The organism is Paenibacillus sp. O199 (genome assembly GCF_001636635.1).
In the GTDB taxonomy this organism is placed as follows: domain Bacteria; phylum Bacillota; class Bacilli; order Paenibacillales; family Paenibacillaceae; genus Paenibacillus; species Paenibacillus marchantiae.
This window is the reverse complement of sequence record NZ_LGRP01000036.1, coordinates 15,853-35,619: the sequence shown is the minus strand read 5'-3', so window position 1 is coordinate 35,619 and position 19,767 is coordinate 15,853. Positions and strand designations below refer to the sequence as shown.

11 protein-coding genes are annotated in these 19,767 nt (G+C 43.3%); all 11 read right to left on the bottom strand.

What is annotated here, in order from left to right; genetic code table 11:
• Window positions 1–159: 159 nt before the first annotated feature.
• The 11 genes from metK to A6049_RS28035 all read right to left on the bottom strand — a co-directional run bounded on the left by metK (window position 160) and on the right by A6049_RS28035 (window position 19,709).
• Entirely contained in the window at window positions 160–1,362 is a 1,203-nt protein-coding gene (metK, locus tag A6049_RS28085; protein WP_063567744.1) for a methionine adenosyltransferase, read from the bottom strand.
• 257 nt (window positions 1,363–1,619) lie between these two features.
• Window positions 1,620–1,892 carry an alpha/beta-type small acid-soluble spore protein gene (locus A6049_RS28080; protein WP_053782866.1) on the bottom strand — a complete coding sequence of 91 codons (273 nt, stop codon included), beginning with the start codon at window positions 1,890–1,892 and terminating at the stop codon, window positions 1,620–1,622.
• Window positions 1,893–2,040: 148 nt separating this feature from the next.
• The gene (locus A6049_RS28075; protein ID WP_063567743.1) at window positions 2,041–2,634 is read right to left on the bottom strand and encodes a hypothetical protein; all 594 of its coding nucleotides are present in this window, start codon (window positions 2,632–2,634) and stop codon (window positions 2,041–2,043) included.
• Window positions 2,635–2,782: 148 nt separating this feature from the next.
• A complete protein-coding gene (locus A6049_RS28070; RefSeq protein ID WP_063567742.1) occupies window positions 2,783–5,416 on the bottom strand; it encodes a hypothetical protein in 2,634 nt (877 codons plus the stop codon).
• Window positions 5,417–5,547: 131 nt separating this feature from the next.
• Entirely contained in the window at window positions 5,548–9,177 is a 3,630-nt protein-coding gene (locus tag A6049_RS28065) for an Ig-like domain-containing protein (protein WP_063567741.1), read from the bottom strand.
• Between the two features lie 517 nt (window positions 9,178–9,694).
• Window positions 9,695–10,036 carry a hypothetical protein gene (locus A6049_RS28060; RefSeq protein ID WP_053782862.1) on the bottom strand — a complete coding sequence of 114 codons (342 nt, stop codon included), beginning with the start codon at window positions 10,034–10,036 and terminating at the stop codon, window positions 9,695–9,697.
• A gap of 206 nt (window positions 10,037–10,242) precedes the next feature.
• Window positions 10,243–14,133 carry an S-layer homology domain-containing protein gene (locus tag A6049_RS28055; RefSeq protein ID WP_063567740.1) on the bottom strand — a complete coding sequence of 1,297 codons (3,891 nt, stop codon included), beginning with the start codon at window positions 14,131–14,133 and terminating at the stop codon, window positions 10,243–10,245.
• A 160-nt stretch (window positions 14,134–14,293) separates the two neighbouring features.
• Complete coding sequence (locus A6049_RS28050) at window positions 14,294–15,421, bottom strand: glycosyltransferase family 4 protein (RefSeq protein WP_053782860.1); 1,128 nt, start codon at window positions 15,419–15,421, stop codon at window positions 14,294–14,296.
• 371 nt (window positions 15,422–15,792) lie between these two features.
• A complete protein-coding gene (locus A6049_RS28045; RefSeq protein WP_063567739.1) occupies window positions 15,793–16,551 on the bottom strand; it encodes a WecB/TagA/CpsF family glycosyltransferase in 759 nt (252 codons plus the stop codon).
• Between the two features lie 6 nt (window positions 16,552–16,557).
• Entirely contained in the window at window positions 16,558–17,712 is a 1,155-nt protein-coding gene (gene csaB / locus A6049_RS28040; protein ID WP_063567738.1) for a polysaccharide pyruvyl transferase CsaB, read from the bottom strand.
• A complete protein-coding gene (locus A6049_RS28035; RefSeq protein ID WP_063567737.1) occupies window positions 17,688–19,709 on the bottom strand; it encodes a DUF5693 family protein in 2,022 nt (673 codons plus the stop codon). The genes csaB and A6049_RS28035 overlap by 25 nt, the downstream gene beginning before the upstream one ends.
• Window positions 19,710–19,767: the final 58 nt, after the last annotated feature.

Genomic DNA, 19,767 nt, shown 5'->3' with positions numbered 1-19,767 from the left:
TATGTATTTCGGTTAAAAGGAAATATTTGATTAGTGAATAGTTATAATATGTAAATTTATTTTCTTTTCCTAAGCTAAAGAAAATACGAATATCTAAAGTAAAAAGCCCCTGATTCCATATCGGAACCAAGGGCTTCTATTGATGACTTTATCGTTAACTTACAGACCTGCTTGCTCTTTCAAAACGTCTGCTTTGTCCACTTGTTCCCAAGGTACATCGAGGTCTGTACGACCGAAATGACCGTAAGCAGCTGTTTGTCTGTAAATTGGGCGACGCAAATCCAGCATACGGATAATACCAGCCGGACGAAGATCGAAGTTGTTACGTACAAGCTCAACCAATTTCTCTTCGCTGACTTTGCCTGTTCCGTATGTATCCACGTTGATCGATACCGGGTTGGCTACACCAATCGCATAAGCGAGCTGGATTTCCACTTTGTCGGCAAGACCTGCAGCAATAAGGTTTTTCGCAACATAACGAGCTGCATAAGCTGCGGAACGGTCTACTTTTGTTGGATCTTTACCGGAGAATGCGCCACCTCCGTGACGTGCATAACCGCCGTAAGTATCTACGATGATTTTACGTCCAGTCAGGCCTGCATCTCCCTGAGGTCCGCCAATAACGAAACGTCCTGTTGGGTTGATGAAATATTTAGTCTGCTCATCCAGCAATTCAGCTGGAACGACAGGCAGAATTACGTGTTCTTTGATGTCTTTTTGGATCTGCGCAAGTAGAGTCTCTTCAGCATGCTGAGTAGACACAACGATTGTATCAACACGTACCGGTTTGTCACCGTCGTATTCAATCGTTACTTGCGTTTTACCATCTGGACGGAGATATTCCAATGTACCGTTTTTACGCACTTCAGCCAAACGGCGAGCGATACGGTGGGATAATGCGATTGGCAAAGGCATAAGTTCAGGTGTTTCGTTCGTTGCAAAACCAAACATCAGACCTTGGTCACCAGCACCAATGTTCTCTGTTTCGCGAGCCATTTGTTCAGGGTCACGGTTCTCCAGAGCTGCGTTAACGCCTTGTGCGATGTCAGCAGACTGCTCGTTCAGAGAAGTCAGGACTGCACAAGTATTATAATCGAAACCGAACTTGGCACGAGTGTACCCGATTTCCTTAATCGTATTACGAACGATGGACGGAATGTCCACATATTCAGACGCGGAGCTGATCTCACCGATGACAAGCACAAGTCCTGTTGCTACGGAAACTTCGCACGCTACACGAGCGTTTGGATCATTCGCCAGGAACGCGTCCAACACGGCGTCCGAGATCTGGTCGCAAATTTTATCCGGATGTCCTTCAGTTACAGACTCCGATGTGAATAGATGTCGGCCTTTAATAGACATTGAAGTTTCAACCTCCCATAACGAGTAGTATGGCGATTGCCCGAACAAAACATTTACGTTGATTCGTTCACTGTACCCTCGAAAGCTTTCCGGGCGGAATAAGGACGCAGGGTCCGCAGTTACGAAGATAAGGATTTTTCAGGTAATAGCCTCAACAAAAAATCAACCTTTCCCTAGCGGAAAAGGTTGCGTACCTCAACTGCCATCTTAACGTATTTGTCAAGACGTGTCAAACGGATTGGGATAAGGAAAACACCCTATAAGTGCTGCTGTGCCTGGCGAATCAGCCTTTTGGTAATCTCTCCACCGACCGATCCATTCTCACGAGAAGTCAGATGGCCCCAGCCTTTATATTGCCCATAAGAGTGATCACTCACCTCACCCAGTTCAGAACCAAATTCGGTATCTGCACCAGCAAGACCTCTACCGCCATATCCCACATTCAGACCAAACTCAGCTGCAATTTCATACTTCATCTGATCCAACATCTGACGACTTTCGGGTACCACTTTGCGGTTACTTCTAGCCATGATTCCTGCACCTCCGATTATTGGTTGTGTACAGTTATAGAGTGAGCAGGAACAAGGATGGCTAGCCGTATTAATGTTTGTTAGAACTGGGTAATCTCAGCAATCCTTATTACGTAATTTTGAATAATTTCAGCTTACAATGCTCAAACTACTTCAAAGAATATCCACCACGAACCATAACGGTCAGACTGTATTTGTTGCCATCGAGAACTGTAATGCCTCGACCATCCTTTGGAAAAGAAAGCAGGTGATTGTTAGGTGCTTCCTGACCATTCGTCAAGTCTACCCCGTCCGTAAGATCGGCTACACCATTCGTACCTTCACTGACAATCACAGCCTTGCCGCTACGTACGATGAACTCCGCACCAGTTGCACCTATCAACTGTTGACCTGGTTTCACCATAACGATCTCAAGCGCATCCGAAGCACCGGATACTAGTGGAGGAAGCGTGGTATCGCCACCTGTGTTACTTGTGTTTCCAGTTCCAGTTGAGCCGGTATTGCTACCATTGCCTGCATTACTGTCTGCACCACTACTGGTATTACTACTACCTGTGGAAATCTTGCCACCCAGCGCCTGCTGAATTTGTTGATCTACATAACTTTTGGTAACTACAGGATCATCCGCTGTTCCCGGTTGAATTGTGCCTGCACCTATTGCCGTGTTGCTGTATACAGACCCGACCCATACGCCAACACCAATTGCCAGCGCAGCCAGGGATACTTTCATATAAGGTTTCATGTGATTTATTTTCCTCCTCTGGAAATCTATTAACTTTAACTATAGAGAAAAAATGTTGTGGGGACAAGCAAAACCTCGCTCGCGATTTCTCGGAAACGAGGTTTTGTCTGTATTCACAGTATAGTAGTTTAGATAATCTATCTACTTATTATTTTGTATTGTTGTTCCTGGAACCCTCTTCCGGAAACTCTGGTTCTTCTTTTGGCAGTTTGGACACATCGTAACTGTACCCTTGTTCTGCAAGACGAATCCGTTGGCCCTCAAACACATCATACAACGCTACGCGATATGAACCTCCACGTATTTTATCGAAGACAGTGTCATCTATGCTCCAGTTCAGCGTCTGATTAATACCTGTTTTCAGATCGGTTCCCGGCGTAAGCTCTTTATCAAACACTTTACCAGATCCATCTGTGAGAGAAAGGATCAATTTGTGTCCATATTCGCCGCTATCTACTGCTTCTTCCTGCGTTAACGAGTAAATCATCTCAATCTGAACCGATGTACCCCCTGTGAGATATGCTCTGATATTGCTGCCAGAGAATTTGTACGGATACAAATCAATATCGTTCAGGGAAGCCAGCACTTGTAATGTTTTTGGCTGTACTTCAAATGCCATCGCATTGACATAAGCCGTAGCCTCACCTTCACCAGATACAAATTTGTTGTCAGCCACACCTTCACCCACAATTAGTCGCATATCGGATGTTGACGTTACACTCTTCGGTACTTTCGCCCAGAAGGTCACAACACTCTTCTGACCCGGTCCTGGTACACGATCAGCCTGTTTAGCCGTTGCCTTGTAATACTGGCCATCGGCTGTTTTATAATATCCTACTAATTTTGCAAGACCGCTCTGACGCAATGATTTGTTCGTCATTTCGAACTCGGTATAGACAATATCCGACGAAGATCCCGGATATACATAGGTTCTGCGTACACCCAGCTCGGTTTCTTTTTCGGCAGTACCTTGAGTAAAGGTCTTCCCGGCACCTACATAAGAAAGTGGTTGAATTAAGCCTGACGTACTGAGGGTAATCCAATCATTTGTTTCTTCTTCGCTAACCTTCTCTAGTAAAGTCACTTCCAGACGGCTCATATTTAATTCCGATGGAATTTTGGTCAAGAGATAAGCTTCTGTTGTCATACCTGGGCCGAGCAACTTACCACCTTGCGCCCGAATCAGCTTCGTATCTCCATCAATCCGTGCGGAATCGATAGTGAACATCGCTTCCAGTTCGGGTAATTGAACCGTTTTGGCCGATGCGTTTCGAATGGTCACCTTGGCAGCAATAATATCACTGTCTGTCCATGGTAGGCGTTGGAGAGAGCCGACAGACACTCCGAATGTACCTTTGCTGTTCTTGATCACCGTTTCAGTAGTAAGCCCATCTCCACTAGTTACCGACTCCGGAATAGCATAGATTCCCACAGGATAGGAGAACTCAAAGCTGCTAGCATTCGTGTTTTCCTCCTTACTTTCTTCCTTCGTTATCGGAGTCATGACATACAGTTTGATTTTGTTGGTATCCCCATCACCTTGAATGGTAGTGATTAGCTTAATGGTCTTTGTTGCACCTGGCTTCAACTTCAGATCATCCAATGCCTTAGTCTCAATTGGATAAGCTGTACCATCTGCTGTTCGGATCTCTAATGCATATTTAGGAATCTTAACTTCTTTCTTCCCTTGGTTCTTAATAACCCATTGCATCGTTAGATCGTATTCTTCATTTTCTCCACGAACACGTGCAGATTCAAGAAGTGTGGATACAGGTTGGCCATCAATAGAAATGATATTCGGTTGGTTTACTGCTGTATCTACATTAGATTGACTAGCTTCTGGCAGTTGTAAAGCGGCCACAGGAAGGGCTGTCTTCTCTTCGCCTTGTTCTTCCACAAGCAGCAATTCGGACTTTTCGAGTTTCAACGCTGTGGGTAAAGAGGCCATTAAGCTCAATGTTTTATTGGCCTGTGCCTGAATACTGATGCCTGTACTATCTTTGTCCGGCGTTAACGGATAATTCGTACCATTCGGTGTACGCAAAATCCATTTGATATTCGGATTATCCAACAACTTATAGCTAATGTTATTGAGGTTCACGCCAACTTTGACGTATTGCTTCTTATCTTCACCCGGATATACTTTGATCCCGGACACCTTAACCTTGACGGCTGAATCACTCAAACGAACCGTTTTTGTCTTGCCTACAGGTGTTGTGATGCTATATGAAGCAGGAACGTTGAATTTTCCCAATGTGCTTTCATAGTTAGGTTTACTAAAATCCCATTTCACGATCAGGAAGTTTAGGTCGCTTAGCTTCACTTCACGTCCAACTTTCATGACATAAGTAAGATCAACCGTAGAACCAGGCGATACCGTCTTTTTCTCCTGATCCTTGGCAATCAATTTCGGAGAAAAGCTTGTCCCTCCTTTGGTCTTCACTTTGCTCCAATAATCGAGCATCATCATTGGTGTGCTGTCGTTGTTTTTATATGTCAGTGTATATGTTACCGTATTCCCATCGTCTTGAGACAAGAGATTTACATCCGTTAATTTCACGGTACTCCGCGCAGTGACTTTAACTGCTGGAACGTTGGCTAAAGTATGTACCACTTTTGTAACTGTGGATGTTTGTTCTTTCTTCGTTGTATTGGTAGTTGCATTGTTTTTCGATGTTTTATTTGAACTCGTCGACGTATTCGCAGCTGCTGCGATACCTCCACTTGAACTGATCAACAACATACTTGCCATTAAAGTCATCATGACCTTTTTATGATCCACTTCCAAACCTCCCATAAGTTGCTTGTTGCTTTATAGTATAAACGTTTGAGAGGGAAAGAAAGTTACGATGTTGTTGCATAAAAAGAAAAAGCTTACCCATTATGGGTAAGCTTTTTCTTAACTTACTAAGATTAGTTAGCAGTTACAGTTACAGCAACGTTGTTTGCAGCTGGAGCATTCGCTGTGAAAACAACATTTGAATTGTTTGAAGATACAGTGTAATTAGTCAAGTTGAATGCATTAGCAATTTTCAATGCAATAACATTGGAAGCTTCGCCAGCATTTACAGTAACAACTTTAGTTGTAGGTGTAGTACCGTCAGTGAAAGTTACCTTAACACTACCATTTGTAGTAGCACCAGTAAGTACTGGCAAAGTTACTACTTGTGGAGTACCATTTGTTGGAGCAACTCCAGCAGTAACTTGACCTCCTGTTGCAGTTCCAACACCTGTTGTATTTGGATCAGCTACGTTAATTGTAACAGTCTTGTCAGCAGCTGGTGCTGATGTGAACAATACACGTGCAGGGTTAGTTGGGTCAACAGTTAAAGTATAACCTGTGAAACTAGCTTGAGCAACAATCGCCGAAGCTACTTGTGCTGGAGTGGCATTAAGTCCTACAGTAACATCTTCATTAACTACTGGATTAGTTCCTTCTGTCAGAGATACTGTAATATCACCTGCAACAGTAGCCGGATTAGCAATTGTAACTTGGTTTACTTCTGATGTCCCAGTAGTTGACGCTTGGCCAGCAGTTGTAATAGTTGCAGGACTGAAAGTTACTCCTGTTACAGCAGCCGTACCGTTCTCAGTTGTTCTGTATACGGAAGATTCTTCAGCATGCTTAGTAATAGCATCAACGTTGCGAATCAATGTAGCATCTTTTGTAACGTTAACCAAGTAAGCAAAACCAGTTGGGCTAGTAATTGTTACAACAATATTGTTATCTTCAACAGTAGTATTGTAGTCTTTAAATGGAACCAGCGTTCCCTCGTCATTGGCACTTACAACTTTAAGGTTAGCAGCAAGCTCTCTTTGTACAGAGGAATCAAGATTCGTAGTAAACGGAATTACGAATTTACCACCAGCTTGTTTGATGATTTTGTTAGTAGGCAACAAACTTTCATCAATTTTAGGGCTAACAAAGCCTGAAGGAGTCAATTGTTTAACACCACTGTATTTATTGCCCGCATAAGACTGAATGGAGTGATTGTCAGCAATATTTACTTTACTATCCAAGCTAGTATCTGTATTTGTTTTCAGAGTAACTTTGTTGTCATCGATGGAAACAGAAGATACGCTAGTTCCACCTACATTGAAATCAGATGCAGAAGCATTTGCAATTGGCAAGTTGAATGTTACTTCAACAGTTCTAGCATCTTTTCTTTCTGCTGTTGCAGTGTCCAGCGTTTTTTGTGTCAGAACACTTCCGCCTGTAAGAGTACTAGTTTTAATGTAACCAGTCGATTGACCAGTTTTGGATTTCAATCCAACTACACTAACAAACTCTACAGAATTAGGGAAAACAACTTCTGTACCTTGAATTGTTTCAGGGAACACCAGAATTACAGTTTTACCGTTATTAGATACATTCAATGTAACTTCAGCTGGCAATACGATTTCTTGCAAATCGCCAGTTCCGTTTTTCTTGAATCCGATGTAGTAGTTAGATCTGTTGTTCAATGTTGCCAAGTCGATCTCTTTATCAAATGTGAGTGCGACTTTCTTATTAACACCAACCGCATTTACATCAACATTAGCAGCTTTCAATGCAGGAGCAGCGCTATCACTAGCAACAAATGTTCCTTCATATGGAGTCATAGTGTTTTTCAATGCAGTTTTGTCTTGAACACCGGATACTTTAAGTGAATAAGTTCCACTATCAAGTGGTGTTTTGTAGAATTCCAGATTGAATACTTTATCAGATTCACGAGTTACGTTACGAACCTGAATAGTATCATTGCCTTTTTTAACTGTATAGTATTTGATGTCATCAGCGTCAACTGCTTTGTCAAAACGTACAGTCAGGCGATTTGAAACTTCAGTACCATAAGATGCATCAATCAACTTAGGTTGAACCAAGTCTACAGTTGCAGTAACTTTATGCTCTTTAGTAGCATTAGCGTTACCGGAGTAGTCTTTAACATCAACATAAAGTGTAGTTTCGTATCCTGGGAGACGGTTTTCAGTGAAATCCACTTCATACACGTTTCCAGAAATTTGAGTTGCTTTACCTACTTTTTTAGTAGTTCCAGACAACCAGTAGAAGCTTTCGCTGTTAACTGTTTGTGGATCGATTTCTTCATCGAAAGTAACTGTTACTTTTTCCAATGTAGCAGTGATTTCAGTCACTTTAGGACCTTCATTATCAACTGCAACTGTGAAATCAGTAGTAGAAGCCAACGATTTCAGACCAGCGTAATCTTCGATCATGGAAACTGTCAATTTGTGAGCACCTTCAGAGATTGTTCCTGTGTAATCACGCAGGATTACTTCTCTATCGTTAGCACCCAGAGTTACGTTACCAACATAAGCTTTGTCATCCAATTGGAAGTTGCTGCTTGCTGGTGTTTTGATTGGCTCAGAGAAAGTTACTTTGATAACTTTAGTTCCCAGAGCTTTAACTTCTGTTACTGTTGGCAGAACATTGTCTGCAGATGTGAAGGAAACTTCACCTTGTGGCACTACAGTACCTGTAGAAGATTTAACGTTTTTCACAACAACTTTGTAAGTTGTTCCTTGAACAAATCTGCTGGACTCGTTCAACAATACACGAGCTGTTTTACCGTCAGACAGCAAAGTAACAGATTTAATGTTTTTAGACCCACCATCTACACTGTAGTTAGCTTTGTCAGTTGCAGTAGCTTTATCTACTTTACCGTCAAAAGCAACGTCTACTTCTTTCAGGTTAACAGAAGAAGCGGATTGTACTTTAGTTGCAGCTTCTACAACATAAGTAACTTTTTCAGTGAAAGATTTATCTTTGTAAGTAAATTTCACTTCAGTTTCTTTGTTAGCTTCAAGAGCTTTATCCAAAGTAACTTTTACAGTTTCGCCGTCACTGATTGTGAAAGTAACGACTTTACCGCCTTCACTTACTTCGTATTTAGTAACTTTCAAGCTTTGCGCTTGGTCAATTGCGTAAGCAGCGCCTACAAGCAATTCACGGGAAGCGTTAGCACCGAAGTTAGCTTTAGAATCGATCAAACCAGCGTTGATTGCTGCTTGAACGTAACCTTTAGCCCAATCAGCTGCATTGTTGTTAGTTTCAGCTGGGATTTCCAGGTCAAGTGCACGAGTCAAGATGGTAGCCATCTCGGAAACAGTTACTTTACCGTTGAAGTCGAAGATTTTCTTCTCAACGTTTTTACCTTCCATGATACCCGCAGCAGTTACTGCTTCGATGTAAGGTACAGCCCAGTTTTTAGCTGTGTAGTTTTTGTCAGTGTAAGAAAGAGTTCCAGTGATCTCTTTCAGACCCAGCAATTTAGTGATGACTTTAGCGAACTCAGCGCGAGTCATGTCTTTATCCAAACCTGCAGTACCATCTGGGTAACCAGTGAAGATACCTTTTGCTTTCAATGCATCAAACTGTTGTTGTGGTGAAACTGCTGTGTCACCGAATGCTACAGATGCAAACATCGAGAATGCCATTGCTGTAGACAATGCTACGGATAAAATTTTCTTCATAACCTTTTTTTCTCCTCCTTGGGTGTTCATAACATTTGAATTTTCTTTAATAGGGTCGCTCGTATTCCTCATATATTGTTGCACCCCCTTTCCAGAGTTGTGAGCAAGTTAATATAAATGATGTCTGTGAGCATATCACAGAAACTTGTAAACTAGGTTGTAAAGCAGAACCATACGAAAATAGAGTAGTTTCCTAATCCTACCTACGTATTATACAATGGGTCTTCCGAGTCGTAAAGCAATTTTTTCTAATAAATAGACAAGATTCTTCACGAGGTCAATCTTGGTAACAGGCCCAATGTTTTTGACTCTACATCTTAAACGCAGCAGATTTCAAAAAGTTGCGGATTCCACAAAAAAAGTTTTGAATTTATTTATGTATAGGTACAGTGCGGGTAAGATAGCCATTCAAAACCCATATAAAACATTGATGCAACTGTGTTCTTTCCAATATAAAGGGTGCTTCTTCTATGTTGCCAACGTTTATTTATACCCAGAGTTTCACACTATGAAGCGACAAATTCCACAATAAATAAAATAAAAAGCATCCCATTCTGGGATGCTTTTCGTACTATTCTGGTTATATAGGTTAGCGAATTTTCATCGCAAGGTCGATAATTTGAGCTCGCATCTGCGGATCACTGTTCAATCTCAGATACATATCATCGATTGGTTGTCTGTTCTCACGGTACGTTTTCTCATGCTTCATCGTCGTGTGAGACCATTCAATCAGTTCATTCTCAGCCAGAACCAGATTGTTATACGCATCATGGAAGCCAGTAGTCTGTACAAGCCCTTCCATCACTTCCTGAGAGATCTCCTCCGTCTTACGTGTATCTTCCAACTTTTTCTCCAGAATGACTGCCTGCTTCTCGAACTGTGTCTTTGCCTTCATGTAGCCCAGCTGGGCCTTCGAATAAATCGGTTTCATTAGCTAACTTCACCCTCTAGATCATTGTGTATTTACCGTTATTGTATCTTAAACTCTAGCAAATTACAAAAATAGTTATTGGTAAAAAACTTATTTCTTCTATTATAAAAGTGTTCTTATCAGTTATATAACAGTCATAAAAAGGACCTGCCCCTTTAGCGCAAGGGACAGGTCCTTCCTAAAATGCATCGATACTATCACATAAATTAACTCAAGTTTTTAGGGAATACTTTGGTACTCTTCTTGAGCAATTCAACCGCGATCTTACCTGCTTCTGCACGAGTCAGGTTTCCTTTCGGGTTAAATGCATACTGTGGTTTGCTTTGGCCGGTAACTGTTACAGGAGATCCTTCCATGATCTTCGCTTTGGTAACGGCTTGCACAGCAGGACCTGCGTAGTTCTCCATGCTGCCCGAGTCGATGAAAGACTTGGCCAATGCACTTTGGAGCTTGTTGTCATTTGCAGCTAACTTGAGCTCAAGTGCTCTCGCTATCATGACCGCTGCCTGTTCACGTGTGAGAGGACGATCCGGTCCAAACACACCATCGGTCAATCCTGTAATGATACCTGCTCTGGCGGCTGTCTCAATACTGTCATAATCCCAAGTATATGAACTTGTTCCAGGCGCCACATCTGTAAATGTTCTTCTGCTATCAGAAGTAATCGGAAGATTCAATCCTTTTACCAAAAGTGTGGCAAACTCTCCTCTGGAAGTCCGATCATCTGTTCCAAATTGTTCAAAACGCAATGGTGCCATAAATCCTTTGGCGTATAATGCATTAAGAATATTTCTGGCCCAACCGTGGTTCGTGATATCGTTGTAACTTCTTCTAAGCTTCATGACCTTATAGTACCCGAAATTATCGAACGGAACGGTTACTGTATGCTTCTTGGAATCCACTTCTCCACCAATACGTTTCCATTCTCTACTTGAAGAGTAGTAGAATACCGAGATTGTGGAGCCCGCGTCATCTACCACGTTAGAATCGTAAGTCAATGTCAATGTACCACGTTGAGATGGTTTGATTTTGCGCTCAGTTGGTGTTAATGGGTTACCATACAATGAATCTATAGTGTATGGACCTATCCCATTTGTTGGTTCTTTGTAGTTGTCAGTGCCTCTTGTGCCCGACTCCCCTAAACCTCCACTAATCCAGTAAATGTCTGAAATCGGACTAAAGTTCACAGAATCTCCCGTGATTGCCGAGAACCTTCTGTAATAATCATCCGGTACGCTTAATGGATTGGGATCTCCTTCTTCTGTTTTGAAACCAACAATACTTCCGTAATCGTTACGACGTTCCACAATACCAGTATTCGGATCTGCAATACCAAACAACAGTTTGTTATTAGGATAGAACTTTGCGATTCCACTGGTGTCTAAACTTTCCATTACCGTCCCTTTGGGGAAGCTTAGCTCGAGCTGTTTATTGAAGGCAGAGTACTTAGTGGCTACTTTAGGAGCCATATACTGTGAATCCACTCCGGTAGCACTAGTATAGTACACTTCAATTGTATTCGTTGTTTTTACACCATTACGATCAATTGTTAGTTTAATTTTGTTCACTTTATCGGATTTGAGTCCAACATAATCAAGAGCAAAACGGTCCGTTTCTGTTCCTTGAAGCTTTTTAGCTGTCTCTTTATCAATAATAACGGACGTTGCTCCCTCTGCCTCAATATCAAAATGAACAAAGTTTTTGTTGACAACAATCTGACTACCTGAAGTAGGTTGCGGAGCTATAATACGATAACCTGCAGCTTCTCTGACCACTTCTACTTTTTGACTTGTCTTTGCTCCAGTTTTGTTGTAAAGGTCCAGTGTGTAGATGTATGTCCCTGGCGTCTCAGCTTTCAGATCTCTTAACCGTACAACAAAGTCCTTTTGATTTCCGGCACGATCCACAATAACATTACCATTGTTCAGGGCATACTCCGGAGAAATTATTGGATCTGCCCAAGTTGTATTACCTGCCGATCCTTCTGGTATATTCACGTCAAAAATAGTTTGAGTCCCCATACTCAGGCTCATTCGAATAGCCCCTGCACCACGTATTGCCAAGTCGAAATTTTTAAGGCTGGTCGTGTATTTCTTGTCGGCAAATGTGAAATCCGTGGACAGGTTAAACAGGTTTTTCACCCATTGATCATCCGGATTATACGGATCAAGGAATGTGGAGCGATTTTTACTTGGTGCAGGCTGGAAATTGTTGATTGTCGATACATTATTATCATTAATGTATATGCGCAATTCTTTGGTTACTTCATTCAGCTGGCCTTTCTCTCCAGTTCCTGTACCCGTTAATACGATGCGGTTTTCCCCAAAGAATAAAGGTCCATTATCCCCGTCAATGTCAATTTGAACGTCTTTAAAGCTTCCGTCCGCGCCCAAAGTCAACTGTTTTTGAGTCGTGTTTGCTGCAGGATGTGTCGAATACACTTTTACACCATTTGCGAAAATCTCTGCTACAAAGTACTTGCTATCTAATGTTGCAAAGTCAACGTACTTACCTTCAACCAATAATTTATCTGTTTTTTTGGAGTTCATGTCATACGTCTGACCATCCGTCAGGTTGCTCACGAAGATGTAGTTTTTGGATGCAAACGAGATCGTCGCATTACGACTTGATGTTGATCCAGCAAACTTGAACTGAACGGTTTGATTTCCGTTTTTGAAGCCTTTGATTTGATAGATGTATTTAGTTGGTGATACTTGTATCGGTGGTGAGAGCTCAATCGAGCTTGTGCTTCTTGGAAGATATTCGGCTGTCAACACACTTCCATTAGGATTTCTGCTGGTTTCTACGAGGATATAGAAATCCGCAGAAGTGACACTTGAACCCGAAAGAGGCACCCCTTCTGGTGCATCACCAGAGCCGCTATAGTCCTTAAGATATTTTAAATTCGTAATAACTGTTTCATTCTCTAGATATTGAAAATTCATATTTACACTTGCTGTGTTTTTTCCATACTTCACACTCAACGAATGATTTTGCAAGCGATCGATCGTAGTATTAGGGGCAGTTCCTGATTCTGTAAACTTCAATGATGGTATTTTAAACGAAATCAGAGCATATGAAGGCGTGTTGATTCCCACACTAGGAATGGGTTCAATTTTTGGAACAATGCCACTCAATGCGCCATCCACCGAGATTTCAGGAACAGCAGTTGTTTTATCATCCGGCAAAAGTAATTGAACAGTTACACTGGCTTGTAATGGGTCACCTCCATAAGTAGGCCTTTCCGATAGCATACTCTGCGATAGTCCATCCGAACCCTCATTCAAATCCAGTTGAGAGAATGGATTTTCCTCATCATAGTAGAGAAGAGAATAAGTGTATTTATTTTTGTCTACGCCGCTTTCAATTGTGATGATTAGATCATTCTTGCCTGCCTTCAATCGAAGCATTGGCGAGAAAAATGTGCCATCTTGTTGAGACAATGCTGTTGGTAATGCCTCACCATTATTCAAACTTACTGTTACTTTAGAGGAGTTGTGGGCTACACCTTGAATAGTCACATCACCCGTATCTACAACAACCTGTGATCCTTCATTTAGATCAAGATTATCGGCTCCACCCAAAACTTGCAGCTTTTCAATGTATGGTACAGAGTCATACAAGATATAGAAGCTTTCAGAACGTTCGCTTGGTCCCTGGGAACCGGTAAACGTTACTTTGTTCATTCCGGGAAACAATGTAAGTGTTGCTTTAAAACGATTGTCTGGCCGATCTGGATCAACCGTTACAACCGCTGGTGCTACTCGCGTGCTGTCTGGAACCCAAGTGCCATCCTTTAGATTCATCAGTTGAACGTTGGCACCCAATGTAGAGCCTGTTACGTTAGTGAACGTACCCGTTACCGCCTGTTCACTGTTAGTTACAACAAAAGCAGTTGAACGTGATAGCACATCCAAGCCAGTTCCACTCATTTTGAGACCTACTGTATTTTTCAATTGGACGTTCCCAGCATTATCTGGAGTAAAATAACTCGTCTGTCCTGCCGCCGACGCGACTGGTGCAAGGCCTGCTGGTATTAGAGATACAACCAGTGCCACCATCATCAGCCAAATCATCGGCTTCTTCGTACGCTGCATGCAATCATCTCTCCTCTATTTAAGTCAGTTAACTTTTTTATCGGCCGAAAGGTTCCAATTATTTAGTAAAAACAGCAAAATAAACAAAAAACCTTGTCCACGAGGGACAAGGTTTGGGTTGAAAGAATATTCAATAAGATCAGTAAACGAGCGTTTCTATTTAGGATTTCGAGCGGGTCTCCGGGTTCAACTTGACGCGCATACGCATCAGGAAGTTAATGACCGGCCTTCTGGTTTTGCTTACAAGTCCAATGACTTCTGCTCCAACCTGGAGGAAGAACATCATGATACAGATCACGACGAACGTTACCCAGTTGGCTTCGAACATCGCAGCGGAAGATTGGATAATCGCCAGTACACCGAAGAATGCGGCAATACCGTAGATGATCAGAACCGTCTGACGGTGACTGAATCCAAGCTCACGCAGGCAGTGATGCAAGTGACCTTTATCCGGTGAGAAAATCGGTTTCCGTTGTACCGCACGACGAATGATCGCGAAGAAGGTATCCGAGAGCGGCACACCGATAATGATCAACGGTGTAATGAAGGACACGACAGCAATTTGTTTGAATCCAAGCATGGACAGCATTGCCAGAGAGAAACCAAGGAATAGAGATCCCGTATCCCCCATGAAGATCTTGGCCGGGTGGAAGTTGAAGAACAAGAATCCAACAATACTACCAAGCAGTACAAGACACATCAAGGCAATCATCATGTTACCCATCAGGAAGGACATCACGGCAATGGTACCAATGGCAATACCGGATACACCAGCAGCCAGACCATCCAGACCATCAATCAAGTTAATCGCATTCGTTACACCAACGATCCAGAGAATCGTCAGCGGAATGGACACCCAAGCTTCCAGTGAGGAGTAGGCATCCTGAAAAGGAATATTTACGAAGTCTACACGGATATTGAATCCGAATACGACTACAGCAGCAGCAACAATTTGTCCGAGCAGCTTCACTTTGGCTGACAGTTCAAAACGGTCATCCAATGCACCAATCAGTACGATGATCGATCCACCAATCAGAAAAGCACTGACAAAGCTCATGTCTCTTGTCGTAAACCATGCCGATACAAAAGGAAGCAGTGCAGCAACGGTAATGACAAATGCCAGGAAAATCCCTAGACCACCAAGACGTGGCATAATCCGAGTGTGCACTTTACGAGCATTCGGCGTATCCATTGCTCCAATTCTGACTGCGAACTTTTTGACAAGTGGTGTCAAGGCAAGAGCCAGTCCCATTGACACGATAAATCCAATGATAAAGATCGCTACCATTTGAACATTCGACCCCCAATTATAATACCTGTAAGAAATTATAAATCCCCTGATCTCTTTTTATATATAAATTATTGTTCGTCACTTTTAATAAAAATACCATTTGCACTAGAACGGAGAGGGCAGAAATAACCTGTAGAAGCGAAGCGTTCGCCTTTATCACGGGATTTCAACCTTAGAAAGGTTGATAAAAGAAATCCAGGGATAACAGCGATCAAAGGTTATTCTAACATCGAAGTGGCCATGTGCAACTAAAAGTTTTTATTTGAGTGGCACACATGTAATCCGGAATGAATTATACGCTGATCACAGGCGAAATGCCAACCTCAATTTTTAGCAAAAACGTGCATTTTACTCGTAATAGCCTAATTTTAACGGACTTTAGTCACGTTTTCTTTGTCCCGCATCACTTTGACAGCGAATTTCGGAAGCGCAAGCATTCGGCCAGCCCGGCTAGGTTCCCGAAGTAGACGATAAAACCATTCCAGTCTTAACTTTTGGAACACTTTAGGTGCACGTTTGGTTTTGCCCGAAATCACATCAAAGCTGCCTCCAACCCCCATGGTAACGGGAACCTGAAGCGCGTCTTTGTACTTGTGAATCCACGGTTCCTGCGTGTCTGCCCCACGTGCAACAAACAGCAGATCAGGTGCAGCTTCACGGATGGAAGCGACAACCTGCTCGTCCTCAGCCGGACCAAAATAACCGTCGCGATAACCTACAATTCGAATCGCCGGATATTGCTCTTGTAACCGAACTGCCGTTTCTTGAATCACCTCAGGTGTGGAACCGAGCAGATACACGCCCCACCGATAGTTTTCTCCAACACGCAGCAATTCATGTAAAAGCTCAAATCCAGGTACCCGCTCTGCCACAGGCTCCCCACAATAATTGGCAGCCCATACAACCCCTGTTCCATCGGGTACAATCATTTCCGCAGACTGCATAACCTTCATCATCGCCGGGTTTTCCAGCGCGGCCATGACCATGATGGGATTGGCTGTAATGACTTGGTGCGGCTGTTTTGTAAGCACTGCTTGGCGTAGAACCTCCACCGTTTCTTTCATCGTTAGTTTGGAAAAAGGAATACCATAGATTGAAACGGTAGGTATTGGTCCGGTCTGATTCATCTTATTTCACCCTTTGCGGCCTAAATATTTAATAATTTGCTGAGCAGGCACTTTGGCTTCCTGCTTCAATTCGGTAATGCCTTCTTCATGTTCCTTCAGCCACTGTGAACGCTGATCCAACAGGTTAGCCACCGTCTTCGCCAGCTTATCCCCATCCAGCGCATCCGTACTGCCCACGGTTTCACTATCCAGACGCAGCATGAACTGATCAATCTTCGGATCATACGAGATACCAACGGGTGGAACATACTGTGATGCTGCATAGATCAGACTGTGCAGACGCATGCCGATAACGACATCACAATTGCTGACTTCCTGAAGCATCAGCTGCGGATCGGTGAGATCCTTGGTAATACTTACTTCGCTACCCTTGTTACCGAGGTCACCGAGCATTTCCATGACAAAACGCGAAGCCTGCTCATCAATCGGTAAGTGAAACGGCATAAAGCGCAAGTGAACGGCCTTTTTGGAGCAAAGCTTCTTGAGTCCAGCAGCAATGGCTGTAAGCTCTTTACGATCCGACTCCCAGAAACGTACGGATACGCCGATCACCGGGAGTTTGGTATGAACGCTTGCTCCTTGAGCATTAACCGCGATTGAACTTACTTCTTCCGCTTTGGCTTCAGGCAACGGCAGACCCATCACCGGGTCAGGAACCACATGAATCTGATTCCACTGCAATCCGAGCCCGCGCAAATATTCAGCAGATTGTTCATCACGCACAGATACATAATTACAGGCTTTGAAGACCGAACGAATCATCGGATTGAATATTTTGCGTTTCACAGGTCCAATGCCCTGCGCATAGATAAATGTTGGTTTTTTCAACCATTGGGCCAGTTTGATGACACCCAGGTAGTAAGGGATAGATTTCAGTCCAGTTGCATCCTGCAGCAGACTTCCTCCTCCACTTATTAAACCATCACTTTCCTTGATCGCTTCGCGAACTTCCTTCAACTTCATCCGATGTACTGAACGTACACCATACATTGAAGTGGTCCACTCCGGATCACCGGAGAGCACAATCGGCTCAATCGTGACATTCGATCTGTGACTCTCCTCTTCCAGCGCAGTCAAAATTGACTTTAGTACCGCTTCGTCTCCACTGTTGTGGAATCCGTAATATCCTGAGATGACTAACTTTTGAGAAGTGGTGACCATTTTTTCCAACATCCTTCCGCTACTTGCCACACACCCACAGCAACGATACCGAAGATTAAGCCAAGTCCCAATCCCATCACTCCACGAATGAGTGACAATACAGCTGGCGTATGGATATGCGCGAACGTATCCACCATGGACAATTGTCCAATTGCTGCAATAATGAGCACAAAGATGACTTTACGATATTTTAAAGCGGCGAACACGCCAACGATAAACAGCGGGTGTCCCAGCATAAATTCTTTGAATCTTGGCCGCACGCCGAATGTATCTTCCAGCGTAGTACGCAGGAACATCTCGAACGGTGTAACCGAACCCGAGTTGCCTGTACGGCTCAAATAATAGTATCCAACCACAGCAGCAACCAGTGCCAATACAACCATCAATACGTTAATCGGTGTACGAAGAATATCCTTAATTTGTTTAATGGAGAACGTACCCGAACCACGGTAAAACACAATATAAATCGCTACCAGCGCCATAGGTGCAAAGTGTAACAAACTCACGCCTCGGAACTGGTTGATCACCAGACTGTACGTAATACTGTTCAGCAATGCGATGACAAAAGGCACCGCCAGGAACGACAGAATTGACGTTCTTACATATAAGAATATCGTTTGTGCCAGTCGACGACCCGCAGGCGCGTCTGGCTGACGCTGCTGCTGATAGTTCACTGTACGAACTGCCAGTACCATTGCGATGGTCGGAGCGCTAATGGCTACCAGTAATGCAATTCCTTGCTCCAGCAAAGTCGGTTTGAGCAAGAATAATCCGGCACTACCCACCAGAGCCAGCGCAAATACCAGCAATGTCAGCAGTGGTACAAAATATGAAACCATAAGCGTAATCATTGCGATTGCACCAATCAGAGCAACCAGCTTGGCATAACGCTGAATGGAAGAATCTTTCACCGTGAACGCTTCAGCTTGTCCGAGTTCAAAGCCGTGTTTGCCCATACGTTCAATCGCATGACCTGGCTCACCCAAACTGTTGATCAGATTATCAATCGGATTGGTGATCATGGCTTTGGCCGTATTCCGACTTGGCGAAGCATTCATATAAATCATCCGAATGTTGCGGTCTTTAGTAGCCAAAACAAAACGGTCAGCAATAGTGTCTACATCCAGATTGGCATCCCCGTCACTTAAGGAGTACAGACGAGTTACATTGTAGTCAATTTTATATGAAAGAGTCTCAAAACCGGATTGTGGTTTCTTCAAATTCTCAATAGCCGCCAGTCCAATATGGTGCTTGTTCAGCAACTGGGCAAACATATCGATACTCTTCATCTCTGCATTATCATTGTACCCTTTCACAGCATCACCATCAAACAAGATGCGTTTTACCCCGTTCTCTTCGAAGAAGGTAAGCAGGCGTTCCATGGATTCCTGATTATAAGGCACACTGTCTGAGATCCGTGGCAAAATGTAAAATCCTTTATCACGCAGCATCTTCACGGCAACCGGATCTGGCTGCAAAGGCTGCATGTTGGCGTTCTCCGGTGGAGTCTGCAATATTAAGCCGCTACGACCTTCATATTCCCATGGAAGCACAGGAATCTCCCGATCGGCGAACGTTTGTTCAATGATAGGGGTATACGTTTGTGCATTTTCCTCGTTTGTGAACAGCACATACGTGTAATTATCGTTAGCAGGAATGACATTTTTGGTCATGTTCGCAAGATCCTGCCCGTTATATACCATCAGACGGCGGGACTTCTTCAACTCATCCAGTGTACTTTCAAACACCGCCATGGTTGTCACTCCGGCGTCTTTTAACCGAGTCAGTTGTTCATTCATAAAGTCTTGCGGATGGGCCTGATAAGCCGAGATATCCAATAGCCCCCGATAATTGAAGACAAGCTCCACCTTTTTGGCGGAAGATTCCGTCTGTACCCGATCACTGATGACAGGGATGGAAGCAATCAAACCGATAATGACAACAATCCACAGCCACTTCCGTGAAGCGGTATTCCAATAAAGCCATTTTTGACGCACTACATGTACCTCCTCAAGTGTTGGAACCAAATGCACGTTCAGCTCATGATTTTCATTG

Coding starts and splice junctions, on each gene's coding strand:
- metK (WP_063567744.1), bottom strand. CDS start 1,362: ATGTCTATTAAAGGCCGACATCTATTCACATCGGAGTCTGTAACTGAA.
- A6049_RS28080 (WP_053782866.1), bottom strand. CDS start 1,892: ATGGCTAGAAGTAACCGCAAAGTGGTACCCGAAAGTCGTCAGATGTTG.
- A6049_RS28075 (WP_063567743.1), bottom strand. CDS start 2,634: ATGAAACCTTATATGAAAGTATCCCTGGCTGCGCTGGCAATTGGTGTT.
- A6049_RS28065 (WP_063567741.1), bottom strand. CDS start 9,177: ATGAGGAATACGAGCGACCCTATTAAAGAAAATTCAAATGTTATGAAC.
- A6049_RS28060 (WP_053782862.1), bottom strand. CDS start 10,036: ATGAAACCGATTTATTCGAAGGCCCAGCTGGGCTACATGAAGGCAAAG.
- A6049_RS28055 (WP_063567740.1), bottom strand. CDS start 14,133: ATGCAGCGTACGAAGAAGCCGATGATTTGGCTGATGATGGTGGCACTG.
- A6049_RS28050 (WP_053782860.1), bottom strand. CDS start 15,421: ATGGTAGCGATCTTTATCATTGGATTTATCGTGTCAATGGGACTGGCT.
- A6049_RS28045 (WP_063567739.1), bottom strand. CDS start 16,551: ATGAATCAGACCGGACCAATACCTACCGTTTCAATCTATGGTATTCCT.
- csaB (WP_063567738.1), bottom strand. CDS start 17,712: ATGGTCACCACTTCTCAAAAGTTAGTCATCTCAGGATATTACGGATTC.